General features: G+C 59.7%; 9 protein-coding genes and 1 pseudogene. 6 read left to right on the top strand and 4 right to left on the bottom strand.

What is annotated here, in order from left to right; genetic code table 11:
- The first annotated feature begins 78 nt into the window (after positions 1-78).
- The 4 genes from AC07V9_RS24590 (at position 79) to AC07V9_RS24575 (ending at position 4987) form a co-directional block, all read left to right on the top strand.
- On the top strand, positions 79-1590 hold the full coding sequence (locus AC07V9_RS24590; protein ID WP_495018237.1) for an efflux transporter outer membrane subunit: 1512 nt from the start codon (positions 79-81) through the stop codon (positions 1588-1590).
- Positions 1591-1722: 132 nt separating this feature from the next.
- Positions 1723-3921, top strand: coding sequence for an FUSC family protein (locus AC07V9_RS24585; protein WP_495018236.1), 2199 nt, complete (start codon positions 1723-1725; stop codon positions 3919-3921).
- A complete protein-coding gene (locus tag AC07V9_RS24580; protein ID WP_495018235.1) occupies positions 3911-4111 on the top strand; it encodes a DUF1656 domain-containing protein in 201 nt (66 codons plus the stop codon). The genes AC07V9_RS24585 and AC07V9_RS24580 overlap by 11 nt, the downstream gene beginning before the upstream one ends.
- 18 nt (positions 4112-4129) lie before the next feature.
- Positions 4130-4987, top strand: a complete 858-nt coding sequence (locus tag AC07V9_RS24575; protein ID WP_495018234.1) for an efflux RND transporter periplasmic adaptor subunit — start codon at positions 4130-4132, stop codon at positions 4985-4987.
- Here the strand turns inward: AC07V9_RS24575 and AC07V9_RS24570 are convergent, their stop codons facing one another.
- From AC07V9_RS24570 to AC07V9_RS24560, 3 genes are all read right to left on the bottom strand, one after another.
- Positions 4988-7618, bottom strand: coding sequence for a hypothetical protein (locus AC07V9_RS24570; RefSeq protein WP_495018233.1), 2631 nt, complete (start codon positions 7616-7618; stop codon positions 4988-4990). It lies immediately after the preceding gene.
- Between the two features lie 178 nt (positions 7619-7796).
- Positions 7797-8621: an SDR family oxidoreductase gene (locus tag AC07V9_RS24565; RefSeq protein WP_495018232.1), complete on the bottom strand. Its 825-nt coding sequence runs from the start codon at positions 8619-8621 to the stop codon at positions 7797-7799.
- Positions 8622-8651: 30 nt separating this feature from the next.
- Positions 8652-9116: a multidrug transporter gene (locus AC07V9_RS24560; protein ID WP_495018231.1), complete on the bottom strand. Its 465-nt coding sequence runs from the start codon at positions 9114-9116 to the stop codon at positions 8652-8654.
- A 155-nt stretch (positions 9117-9271) separates the two neighbouring features.
- Between AC07V9_RS24560 and AC07V9_RS24555 the strand changes: the two genes are divergently transcribed.
- Positions 9272-11953 (top strand): RHS repeat domain-containing protein, encoded by a 2682-nt coding sequence (locus AC07V9_RS24555; protein WP_495018230.1) that lies wholly within the window; start codon positions 9272-9274, stop codon positions 11951-11953.
- Positions 11954-12122: 169 nt separating this feature from the next.
- Here the strand turns inward: AC07V9_RS24555 and AC07V9_RS24550 are convergent.
- Positions 12123-12467, bottom strand: a pseudogene (locus AC07V9_RS24550) (cupin domain-containing protein); the annotation flags it as partial.
- A gap of 106 nt (positions 12468-12573) precedes the next feature.
- Here AC07V9_RS24550 and AC07V9_RS24545 point away from each other — a divergent pair.
- On the top strand, positions 12574-13344 hold the full coding sequence (locus AC07V9_RS24545; RefSeq protein WP_495018229.1) for a hypothetical protein: 771 nt from the start codon (positions 12574-12576) through the stop codon (positions 13342-13344).
- Positions 13345-13390: the final 46 nt, after the last annotated feature.

Below are 13390 nucleotides of genomic sequence, written 5' to 3'. Positions count from 1 at the left end.
TCCCGGCTTATCGCTGAATCAGACGCATCCTAGAATCGCGGCTCACTTCATATCCTCCTCATTCGGGTAATTGCAGCTGTGCCGCGTCGCATCGTCAGGGGCCTCAAACCCCTCAGTGTCTGGGCTTTAACGTTATTCATCAGCGGCTGCATCGGAACCGGGGCAATTGCACCTCAAGGCACCTCGTTGTCGCCAGACACCCTGGCCACCGACGACGCAATCAAGCAAGCCGCCCAAGACGCCCACTGGCCTGACGGTCAATGGTGGCGGGTCTACGGCGACGATCAGCTCAATCACTGGATCGAACTGGCCGCCCTCGGCAGCCCGACCCTGGCAATTGCCGCTGCCCGCGTGCGTCAGGCCAAGGCCATGGCAGGTATTGCCGAGTCTGCCGAGTCCCTGCATATCAATGGCGACAGCACCCTCAAACGCCACAACTGGCCGACTGACCCGTTCTACGGGCCGGGCGAGCTGTCGAACACCAGCACCTGGGACAACAACGCCTCCATCGGCCTGAGCTATTCCCTCGACCTATGGGGCAAGGAAAGCAACAACACCGAGCAGGCGCTGGATATGGCGCACATGAGCGCGGCCGAAGAGCGTCAGGCGCAGCTGGAGTTGCAGGACAACATCGTCCGCGCCTACATCCAGCTGTCGCTCAACTACGCCCAGCGCGACATCGCCGAAGCGACCCTGGCGCAGCAGGAACAGATTCTCGAACTGGCGCAACGTCGTCTGAAGGGCGGCATCGGCACCCATTTCGAAGTCAGCCAGGCCGAAACACCGCTGCCGGAAAGCCATCGTCAGATCGACGCACTGGACGAAGCCATTGCCCTGAGCCGCAACCAGATCGCCGCGCTGGCGGGCAAGGGACCGGGTGAGGGCGCGAGCCTCAAACGTCCGACCCTGTCTTTGGGCGCACCACTGGCGTTGCCTTCAGCGCTGCCTGCGCAGTTGCTGGGCCAACGCCCTGATGTGGTCGCCAGTCGCTGGCGCGTGGCGGCGCAGGCCCGTGGCATCGATGTCGCTCATGCGGGCTTCTATCCCAACGTCGACCTGATGGGCAGCCTGGGCTACATGGCCACCGGCGGCGGCATGCTGGAGTTTTTGACCGGCAAGAAATTCAACTACAGCGTCGGCCCGGCGATCACCCTGCCGATCTTCGATGGCGGCCGTCTGCGCTCGGAGCTGGGCGTGGCCTCGGCCGGTTATGACATCGCTGTGGCGCAGTACAACCAGACCCTGGTGACCGCGCTCAAGAGCATTTCCGATCAGCTGATTCGTCGCGAGTCGATGAACAAGCAACAGGCGTTCGCCGATCAGTCGGTGGCCGCTGCGCAAAAGACCTACGACATCGCCATGATCGCTTATAAACGCGGGCTGACCGATTACCTCAACGTGCTCAACGCTCAGACCCTGCTGTTCCATCAGGAACAGGTGCAGCAGCAGGTCCAGGCCGCGCGCCTGACCGTGCACGCCGAACTGGTGGTGGCATTGGGCGGCGGGTTGTTGGCGGGCAACGATTCGCCAGCGTCCGAGCAGACCGCCGCGCCGAAAACCCCTGCTTTGTTGAATGTGCTGAGTCGGTGAGCCAGATGATGATGTGCCTGCAGCGCCGGACTCGTCGCGGGCAAGCGCGCTCCTACAGAGAAATGCGATCGGCTGTAGGAGCGCGCTTGCCCGCGATAACGCCCGCCCTGACAATCCAGGTCTTGAATTGAAATGACTCAAGCCCTGCAATGGCTCAAATCCCTGGAATTTCGTCGCGAGCTCAACGGTTGGGCGCGCAGCGACGGGGTGACCTGGATCTACATCTTCAAGGTGCTGATCGCAGCGTTCCTGACTTACTGGATCGCCATGCGCCTGGAACTGCCGCAGCCGCGCACGGCAATGATCACGGTGTTCATCGTCATGCAGCCGCAGAGCGGGCACGTGTTCGCCAAGAGTTTCTATCGCCTGCTCGGCACCCTTGCCGGTTCGGTGGTGATGGTCGTGATGATGGCCCTGTTCCCTCAGGACAGCGCGCCGTTTCTGGCGCTCATGGCGCTGTGGGTCGGTTTTTGCTGCGCCGGGGCCGCGCGCTATCGCAACTTTCGCGCGTACGGTTTCGTGCTCGCCGGCTACACCGCGGCCTTCACCGGGCTGCCAGCGCTGGCCCATCCGGAAACCTCGTTCATGGCGGCGGTCTGGCGGTTGCTGGAGATTTCTCTGGGGATCATGTGCTCGACCCTGATCAGCGCCGCGATCCTTCCGCAAAGCTCCGGCGCCGCGATGCGCAACACGGTGTATCAGCGCTTCGGCGTGTTCGCTCAGTTTGTGATCAACGGTCTGCGCGGCCAGAGTGATCCGTCGGCGTTCGAAGCCAGCAACGTGCGCTTCATCGCCGATGCCGTGGGGTTGGAAGGCTTGCGTGCTGTGACGGTGTTCGAAGACCCGCACATGCGTCGCCGCAACGGTCGCCTCAATCGCCTGAACAGCGAGTTCATGACCATCACCACGCGTTTCAACGCTCTGCATCAGTTGCTTGAGCGTCTGCGTCGTCGGGGCGTGACCCTTGCCGTTCAGGCCATCGAACCGGGGCTCGAGGCGCTGGGCGAGTTGCTCGAGCAGTTTGCCGGACGCGCGTTGACCGACGCCGATGCCGCCCTGTTGGCCAGCCGCTTGAGTGCGTTCAAGGCCGACTTGCCCGAGCGGGTTCGCAGCCTGCGCGCCGCGTTCGTCCAGACCGAGCCCAGTGACGATGACCTGCTGGATTTTCACACCGCGTACGAGCTGCTCTATCGCTTCGTCGACGACATGCACGATTACGCCCAGACTCATGCTTCACTGGCCGATCACAGCCATGCGCGGGAGAAGTGGGTCGAGCCGTTCGTGTCCACCACCAACTGGACGCTGTCCCTGGCTTCGGGCCTGAGGGCGCTGGTGGTCATGGCGGTGATGTCGGTCTACTGGGTGCAGACCGCCTGGCCGAGCGGGGCGACGATGACGCTGGTGTCAGCCGCCACCGTGGCCTTGTCGGCGACCACCCCCAACCCGCGCCGTATGGCGTTTCAGATGGCCTGCGGCACCTTGCTTGGCGCGTTGCTGGGGTTCTTCATCACGTTTTTCGTGCTGCCGCGCATCGATGGGTTTCCTCTGCTGTGCATGGTCCTGGCACCGGTTTTCACGCTGGGTGCGTTTCTTACTACGCGGCCGCAGTGGGCCGGTTACGGGCTGGGGCTGCTGATCTTTTTCAGCATCGGCTCGGCGCCGGATAACTTCACGGTCTACAACCCTTACGCCTTCATCAACGACTACATCGGCATGGTCATCGGCATGCTGCTGTGCGCGGCGGCCGGGGCGATCGTGCTGCCGCCCAACAGTCGCTGGCTGTGGCGGCGCCTCGAAGACGACCTGCGTCAGCAAGTGGGTTTTGCCATCAGCGCACCGCTGCGCGGGATCCGCTCCAGCTTCGAGAGCCGCACCCGCGACCTCATGCACCAGGCCTACGGTCTGGCGGCAGGCAAACCCGAAGTGCAGCGCAACTTGCTGCGCTGGATGTTCGTGGTACTGGAAATCGGCCACGCAATCATCGAGCTGCGCCGCGAGCAGGACATCCTGCCGGTGCATCCGAGCTACGCCGAATCCCAGCCCTGGCGTCACGCGATACGCGCCATGGGCCGTGCGCTGGTGCGCCTGTTCATTCAGCCCGATCACCACAACCTGGCGCGCTGTCTGTACGCGGTAGACCACGCGATCATCTGCGTGCAGAACACCGACGAGCCGTTCGCCCCGCATTTCGACACCTCGGCGCTGCGTCGGGTGAAGAGCTACCTGCACTTCATCCGCACCTGCCTGCTCGATCCGCAATCACCACTGGCCGCGTTTGCCCCGGCCCAAGCCGAAGCGCAATCGCAGCAAGGACTCTCCCATGCCTCGTGAGATCGCCTTTCACGGCGTTTACATGCCGACCGTGACCGTGATGTTTCTGGTCGCCATGGTGCTTTCCTGGGCCCTGGACCGCTTCATGTCCGGGCTCGATCTGTACCGTTTTTTCTGGCACCCGGCGCTGCTGCGCCTGGGGCTGTTCAGCTGCATTTTTGGCGCAATGGCGCTGACTGTTTACCGTTGAGGCACATGTGAATTCGAGATGAAAAAGCTCATCAGTCTGATCGCGACGTTATTGATTCTGGCACTGGCTATCTGGATCGGCCGCCTGCTGTGGATTCACTACATGGACACCCCGTGGACCCGTGACGGCCGCGTGCGTGCCGACGTGATCAACGTCGCCGCCGACGTCAGCGGCGTGGTCATCGACGTGCCCGTCAAAGACAACCAGCCGGTGAAGAAGGGCGAGCTGTTGATGCAGATCGACCCCGAGCATTATCAGTTGGCGGTCAAACAGGCCGAAGCCATGGTCGCCTCGCGCAAGGCCACCTGGGAGATGCGCAAGGTCAACGCCGCGCGCCGCAAGGACATGGACGCGCTGGTAATCTCCGCTGAAAACCGCGAAGACGCCTCCAACGTCGCCAACTCTGCCCAAGCCGATTACCAGCTGGCCGTGGCGCAACTGCAAGCCGCGCAGTTGAACCTGCAACGCACCCAAGTGCTGGCCGCGGTCGACGGGTACGTCACCAATCTCAATGTGCATCGCGGCGACTACGCGCGCATCGGCGAAGCGAAGATGGCCGTGGTCGACAAGAACTCGTTCTGGGTTTACGGCTTCTTTGAAGAAACCAAACTGCCCCATGTGAAGATCGGCGACCCGGCGGACATGCAGTTGATGAGTGGGGAAGTGATGAAGGGGCACGTCGAGAGCATCGCTCGGGCGATCTACGACCGCGACAACCCGGAAAGCCGCGAGCTGATCGCTGACGTCAACCCGACTTTCAACTGGGTGCGCCTGGCCCAGCGCGTACCGGTACGCATCCATCTGGATAACGTACCGGACAGCGTGGTGCTGGCAGCGGGGATCACCTGCACCGTGATTGTCAATCCACAGCCGTGATCACCTGTTCTCGGGAAGCGGTTGCGCGACCCCCGATGACACCGCCAGGGTGGCCAGCCTGCGAAGCTCCTTGATGGCCAGCTCACGGGCGTAAATCCTGATCCCGACCGTGTTGGCGATGAACCGGCCTGCGGCGTCGTAGGCACCCAGGATGGCCGTGCCGGGAATACTGTGGCCGTAATTGATTTCGGTGGGGGAGAACTTGATCGGTTTTGCGTTTGGATAGCTCGCGTTGTAATGGTTCTGATAAAGGTGATAGCCGTCGAACTTGCGCGCATCGATCAAGTAGGTGTAGCCGCCTCTCTGGCCGCCGTAGACATAGGCACCCACTTTGTTTCTGTAATAGTAGACCGACGTGGAAATGCCTTTGCCATCGGGGTCCAGCGCATCGCGGCCGCCACCAAACCCCCCGCGCACGCCGGTCACTTTATGGATGTCTTTCTGGATTTCTTCCACAGGAGTTCTGAGCTCGAAGCCCTTTTTGAAGATTTCTTCGGGCGGGCGTGTATCACCTCGAAACACCCTGCCGCGATAGATCACCAGATCGTGGCCTTCAACGGTCCTGTTGATTAACTGACTGTTCTTGTTTACCAGTGCCTGACCCTGTTGCGGGCCTTCGGACAGCTGAGCGACGACGTTGCGCCGGGCCCGGGCAACTTCAGTCGGGGCCAGTTTGAGCCTTTTGTAGGCTACGGCCTGGCCCGGCAGGGGGCGGGTTTTTCTCATGTAGCGATACACCGCCCGCGCGATGCTGGATTTACTGGCGACCGATATGGCTTTACCGGCCAGTTTCCCGGCCACCGGCCCGACCAGCTCAAAGATGGCCGCGAACAGGGCCGCTCTATAGTGAGCCTGGGTTTCTTCAGGGATATCGGCGTGTGCGCCGCGCAGTGCCTGGAGCGCGACGGCGCCGTAGCCCAGCAGGAACGACACCAACAGCCGTACGCCCACCGCGCCTGGCCCCAGCGGCAACGTTGCGACAAAGGACAGGCCTTGAAAGATGTACATGCCGGCTTCCAGCCACTGGTCGGTCAGGCGTTCATCATCGGTCGACACCAAGGTGTCGATGTCGGCGAGCATGCGTTTGATCCTGAGCCCGTGCAGGGCGGCAAAGGCATCGTCGGTATCCAGAAAGCTCAGCGGGGAAAACGGAACGGGGTAGGGACCTATCAGCGTGATCCAGTAAGCCAGCGAATCGTCTTCTTTTTTGATTTGCGCATAGAGGGGCAGTCGTTGCGTGATCAAGGGCCCCAGCCTGGGCGAGTGTTCGATGATGCTGCGGCGGTTGGTAGCGGGGAGTGGAACGACGGACCCGTCTGGTTCGGCATCAAGAAAGACCAACAGGCCGGTGGCTGACTTGTCGTCGGGCCAGGACAGGTAAAGCGCCTGTGCAACTTCGGCCTTCCATGTCCGAGTCCGGAACTCGAGTGTCTGGAGTTTCGCCTCGCCACGGATGTAAGCCTCGACCAGACGCTTTTCCGATTCGGGTGTGTAAGCTCGCTTGGCATAACGTTCCAGGCGATCCTGCACCTCGACCCTGGCCTGCAACTGCAGCATGTACCTGGCATTGGGCGTGTTCAAGCGACGCTCGACGTCAGCTTGATAACGCGATTGCAGGTCCGCCGAGTCCAGCGCTTGAACGAGGTCTTGCGGGTAGTTCGAGGGCCATTTGATCTGCACTTGAGCGTGACCATTGAGCTCTCGCCGAAAGACGTCGGTCACGATTTCGTCGAGTGTGAAGGTCTTTTCTTTCTGGTGTCCGATGATGGTGTCGATTGCGCCGAACAGCGTGTCCGTCCCCACCAGGCCATTGGACTCTGGCGGCTTGGGCTTGTAGCTCACGTTGATGGGGGTTTTTTCGTTGATGCTGTTTTTAAGCTGTTCCGAAGCGCTTGAATGGTCGACGATCTGGCGGATGGACCGATTGATGTATTGCACCGGGTCAAGCAGTTCAGGGTCATAGACGCTGTCGAACAGCGCGATCATGTCGTTGACGGTGCGGGTCAACTCTTGCTCGGTGAGATCCGAAGCGTCGAAATCGGCTAGCGTAATTGCGCTCAGGGATGCCTCGATTACATTCAGTTCATCCAGATCATCCTGATCATCGATTTCCAGTTCTGGACCTTCGGTTTCGAAGTCGGTGGCCAAAAGTGCTTCGGCTTGCCCTTCGAGAGCTGATTGAGTGTCGGGCCCGTAAAACTCGTCGATCGGGAACTGGATGTCGTCATCATCATCGTCATTCCCTTGTGGCTCTCGCCCGTAGAATTCTTCGATGGGGAACTGGATGTCGTCATCATCATCGTCATCCCCTTGTGGTTCTCGTCCGTAGAACTCTGCGATCGGGAACTGGATGTCATCATCGTCATCAACCACATCGCCTCGTCCTGCAAGGTCGGGCTCGACGATGGGGTCGGACGTGGCGGCACCTGCGGCTTCGACGGCGTGGGCGCTGGCCGACTCAAGCGTGGCGAGGAGCGCTTCGAGCTCGATGACCAACGATGACTGGAGGTCGTCATCGCCTTGCGCGAGGTCAATCTGCAGCAATAGCGCCTGGAGATCTGCGGGCATTGGACGCCGGGCGTCGTCGCCATCGCTGGAGGAGCGCGTTTGGCTTAGCGAATCGATATTCATGGTGTCTTCCTTGACAGTTGATCGGCCCCAGCACGAGGCCAGTTAATCAGCCCTGTTCAGGGCCACTGCAGGAAGTATTGGCAGAACAACGGGAGGACTTCTGTAGCCCGTTTCCTCAGGCTACAGGGAATTTAGCGACCGGCCGCGCGCGCTCATTCGCTATCGGGTGGAAGATTGATTACAAAGGCCCCTGCAGTTTGAAGCGCTTGCTGAGAATTCTCTCCAGCAGCGCCTTGGGCAGCAGCCGTGCCATCAAAGGCAGTGCCCGGCTGCCATTGCCGGAGCGCAACAGCCGTGGCGGGTTTGCCTGTTGAACGGCATTGAGCACGTCGCGGGCGAAATCCCTGGCGGGTGTCGGGTTGGTCTGCGAAGCGTTGGCCCGCGCGCGGATGCCATCACGCAACGGCCACCACGGCGAGCCTTCCTGAATGACCTGCTCGGCTTCGTGGCTGGCATTTTTCGCGAACTGCGTATCGATGGCGCCGGGCTGCACCTCCAGCACGCGAATACCGAACGGGGCCAGTTCCATGCGCAGGGCGTCGCTCAGCGAACTGACTGCCGCTTTCGATGCGCAGTAAGCGCCACCGAATGGTGTGGTCAAAACCCCGGACACACTGCCGATGTTCACCACCAGCCCTTTGTTGCGGCGCAGCAGGGGAAACAGCACGCGGGTGACGCCGACGATGGAAAACACATTGGTTTCGAACTGTCTGCGAATGGCCTCGACGCCACCATCGAGCAGTGGACCGATGCCGCCGTAACCGGCGTTGTTGATCAGCACGTCGAGCCCTTTGCCGGGCTGTTGGAGTTGGCTGGCGAGGCGTTCCAGTGCTCCGCTGTCGTTGACGTCGAGTTCAACCGCGTTGAAGCCCGCTGCACTTAGCGCCTGAACATCGGCAGGCTTGCGCGCCGTGGCCCAGACCTCATGCCCTGCGTCCTTGAAGGCATCTGCCATGGCGCGGCCGATGCCGCTGGAACAACCGGTGATCAGAACGACAGGCATGTGATTCATTCCTTGAAGGGCAAGTGGGTATTAGCCGGAGAAGGTGCCTTGCAGGCGCTCGGCGCGGAACTCCAGGGTCTGCGGGCGGTAGCCGTTGCGCAGCGGCGGCAGCGGCAGGCAATCCTGCCACTGGCTGCCGGGCAGCAGTTCGCCGGGCCCGCGATAACGCGGCGCAGTGTAGGTGTCATCAGCCAGATTGACCGTATCGCCCGGCGCGTAAGCGGCGACCTTCCAGCGCAACGCCTGCAGGGGCACTGTGTTGCCGTTATCGATCAGCACCAGCAGCGGCTTGCCGACCGGGCATTGCTCGGGGGCGTAATTCAGGCGCAACTGAAGACGGTCCAGGCGCTGGGCATCGCGCTTGTCTTCCCAGACCACGAAGCCCGCCACGATAGCCAGCCCGATGGCAGCCGCCAGCGACACCGGCAGCGCCTTAGCGGGGTAACGCAGCAGCAGGATCAGCCAGGTGAAGAGCAATACAGCGCCGATAATCATGTCTTCGTTCTCGGGATGCGGATGACGGCATCGTACCGAAAGGGGAGCAACAGACCAATCGGCGTCTGGGCGGACCGCGTGTCTGACCAACGGTCCCATCGCTTGGTCGCCCACCCGCTAGGCTTGAGGAAACGCCGCAATGGATTGCAGTCGTCATGACTCCTCCCTCGTCTGCTCATACGTTCACCCCCACTCTGAGCGTCGTCGATCCGCGCGGCTTGGCGGTGCGTCAGATTGCGTTCTGCCGCACGCAACGGGGTGGTGATACAGCCGCTCGAATCAACCGATCCGCCCACGACGTCGCAGGCAGGCGCGTCAGTCGCTGGGACCCGCGCCTGTGGGCAGCGGCGGATCAACTTCCGAATACGCCCTGCAATGTGGGCACTGTGAGTTCTCTATCAGGCCAAGCGCTTTTTACGGACAGCGTGGATGCCGGATGGAGCGCCGAGTTGCCGGGCGAGGGCGGGCAACGGGTTTGTCGGTGGGATGCGGCAGGGCATTCGCGGCGGATTGAACATGATCAGTTATTGCGCCCTGTGGCGGTGTTTGAAACCAATGGGTCTCGGGAAAGCTGCACTGAACGACTTACCTACGGCGGCCCTGATAAAGCCCCTGCCAATCAATGCGGGCAGTTGATTCGTCACGATGATCCCGCGGGTTCGCTGATCAATGCAGCCTTCAGCCTGACCGGGCAGGTGATCGAGCAAACGCGTCGTTTTTTAAGCGAACTCGCAGTACCTGATTGGCCTGAGTCTGAAAGCGAGCGTGATTCTTTGGTGGAGCCTGATGCGCCAGCAACCACCCATTGGCGATTTGGTGCGCTTGGCGACTCAGCAGAACAGACCGATGCGATAGGTAATACCCAGCGCTTTAGCCACACCGTTTCAGGGCAGTTGAAAGGTACTCGCCTGCAGCTGCTGGGCCAGTCTTTTCAGACCCTCGTCAGCGATATCCGCTACGACGCGCACAGTCGAATCGTGGCTGAAACGCTCGGCAACGGCATCGTCACCACCCTTGATTACGACCCGGCTGATGGCCGCCTGCGCAACTTGCGCTCTGACAGCGGACGCTACCAGGATCTGCATTACACCTACGATCCGGTCGGCAATGTCGTCCGTATCGAAGACCGCGCTCAACCGACACGATTCTTCGCCAATCAGCAAATCGAGCCATTACGCACCTTTGCTTACGACACGCTTTATCAGCTGATCGAGGCGACGGGCTACGAATCGGCCACAGCGAACAAAGGCCCCTCGGCGCACTCTTTTGTGACCGCCAATCAGCTGAGCAACTACACCCAACGCTACGAATACGATGCAGGCGGCAATCTACAGAGACTGATTCATACCGGCGCTCGCAATCACACGCGTACCTTTGCAACTGCCTCGTACAGCAATCGCACTCTGCTGCAAACAGGCGATACCCCTCCGACTGAGGAACAAATTGCGGCAGGCTTTGATGCCAACGGCAACTTGCGAGAACTGGCGCCGGGGCAGACGTTGGGTTGGGATGTGCGTAATCAACTGAGCGAAGTGACGCCGGTGGAACGCGAGTCTGGCATTCATGATCGTGAGGTTTACCAATACGATGCTGCCGGGGCGCGGGTTCGAAAGGTCCGTTCAACCCAATCAACAGCGCTGACTCATCTGAGCGAAGTACGTTATTTGCCTGGCTTGGAAATCCGCAGCAACAGTGCCACCTGCGAAGTGCTGCACGCGATCACTGCAACGGCGGGGCGTAGCGGTGTGCGAGTAATGCATTGGGAAACAGGACGTCCGACAGGCCCTCCCAATAATCAAATACGCCATAGCCTGACCGATCACCTGGGCTCAAGCACGCTTGAGCTGGATAAGAGCGGACAACTGATTAGTCAGGAGGTCTATTACCCTTACGGTGAAACAGCCTGGTTTACGGCACGAAGCGAAGTCGATGCAAAGTACAAGACTGTCCATTACTCCGGGAGAGAACGGGATGCTACAGGCCTCTATTATTATGGTCTTCGCTATTACGCAGCTTGGCTAGGTCGGTGGTTAAATCCTGATCCGGGAGGAAGTATTGATGGGTTGAATCGTTTTGCAATGGTCCGTAATAGGCCACTCAACTACCGGGATCGAGGAGGTTGTGACAGTGAAGAGATGACTGGTAACGTTCCAGCGTCTGTGGAGCCCACTGTACAACCCTCTGTAAGGGTGGCTCGTATCGGAGTCAGTATTTTGAGGAGGGTTTTAGGACTAAGGAGACTGGAAACTCCAGAGATGAACGAGCGAGTCCTTGCAGAGAGCATGGCAACGCGCTCCTGGTCCTCGTCCGATCTCCGCAAAAGCTTGTCGAGCGAGGCGCAGCAGAATTTAGAGGTGATGGAAACGAGTCGGCACTTTGTGGGTGTTATGTCAGTCAAGACGGAGCGAGTCGATCTGGCTATCTCTTCCCAAATCGGTTTGCCGGGTTCTGACGTGGACAAGCCGTTACCTAAAGACGTCATTTACAGAGTAGGGCCGAGAAGTCCGCGCTTTAACTTTCCTCTTGAAGCGTTACACACAGTCGGCAAGCACGCTGATGGGGCGCCGTTGGACTTCACCGGTCATTCAATGATGGTCAAGATACTGGGAGGAGACGAGAAAAATTACATCGGTTTCTCGGGCATAAAACGCAGTGATGAGATTGTGCGTTTGAAATGGACATCCCGTACGCTTAATCCGGAACATGCCTCGTTCGTTTCGAAATATCATCTGGGTAACCCAGGAGTCGAACAGAGGGATTACATATTGTCCAAACGATATCAGGATAAGGTGGTAAAAAAATTCGAGAAGGCTGGATACCAAGTGATTCGAGATTGATACTGCAATGGTCAGCTATTTCGATTTTCACGAGGAGACAGGCTTATTGGCTCTTTCAGAGGGCTTTCATCAAATCCCCGGATGACAAAATAGCCCCCACCCACCCCCATGCGGATGGGGAATACGCAGGGGGCGGGCGGGGGCGCTACAACGGTGGCCAGTCGCTGTCTCAGCGAGCGATGGTCTGGGTTCTCACGCCGGCTTCGATGCCGGGGGTCGAGCGACCGTAGACGTCTTCGAAGCGCTCGATGTCGTCTTCGCCCAGGTAGCTGCCCGACTGCACTTCGATGATTTCCAGCGGGATCTTGCCTGGGTTGCGCAGGCGGTGAACCGAGGCGATCGGGATGTAGGTCGACTGGTTTTCGGTCAGCAGGAACACGTTTTCGTCACAGGTGACCTGAGCGGTACCCGATACGGCAATCCAGTGTTCGGCGCGGTGGTGGTGCATCTGCAGCGAGAGGCTGGCGCCCTGTTTGACCGAGATGTGCTTGAGCTGAAGGCGGCCATCGCAGTCGCCTCTGCATGGGGGACACGTATCACATCGTCCCAGACCGACGGTCATTTCTGACAAGAGTTGGGAGCTAGTCTTCAAGTGTACGTAGCAATGGATTGCACCGATCATGACTGTCCACACCCATACCCCTGTCCTTTCTGTGTTCGAGCCACGCGGTTTATCGGTGCGCTCGGTGGCGTTTTATCGTGCGCAAGTGGGGGACGCTATGGATGAGCGTGTCGATCGGTCTGCTTATGACCTTGCTGGTCGGCGAGCAGATCGCTGGGATGCGAGGTTGTGGAGTGCGGGTAGTGCTCGCAGAAACGTGCGTTCGGTTCACTCCCTGAGTGGGCACGAGCTGCTGAATGACAGTGAGGACGCTGGTTGGCGCCTGGAGTTGTTGGGGGAGGGGGGGGACGGTCAGTTCCACTGGGATGCGAAAGGGCAATTGGGACGGGTTGAATACGATGATTCGCTTCGACCTGTGGCGGTGTTTGAAAGCGATGGTGCATCTGAAAACTGTGTCGAGCGATTGGCTTATGGAGAGCCTGATAAGACGTCATTCAATCAATGTGGGCGCCTGATTCGGCATGATGATCCGGCGGGGTCCTTGTTCAATCTGGAATACGGTTTGGGCGGTGAAATCATTGAACAGTCGCGCAAATTCTTGAGTGCGCTGGGTCCGCCAGATTGGTCTGTCGATATGAAGGCTCGCGATGCTTTTCTTGAGTCAGTTGATGGCTCTGTATCTACCTGGCGGTTTGGTCCACTGGGTGACGCAATTGAGCAAGCCGATGCAGCTGCCAATCGTCAATTGTTCACACAAACCGTCTCGGGGCAATTGAAGAGCACGCGCTTGCAGTTGAAAGGTAACCGTCCGGCCAGCACCCTCTCCTGACAGCCCTCCAAATTAGCCAAGATAGTGGACACCATTTTTTAGTGGA

The organism is Pseudomonas sp. GW821-FHT02A11, from assembly GCF_059421985.1.
The sequence above is the reverse complement of the archived record's forward strand: the minus strand, read 5'-3'. Positions and strand labels throughout refer to the sequence as shown.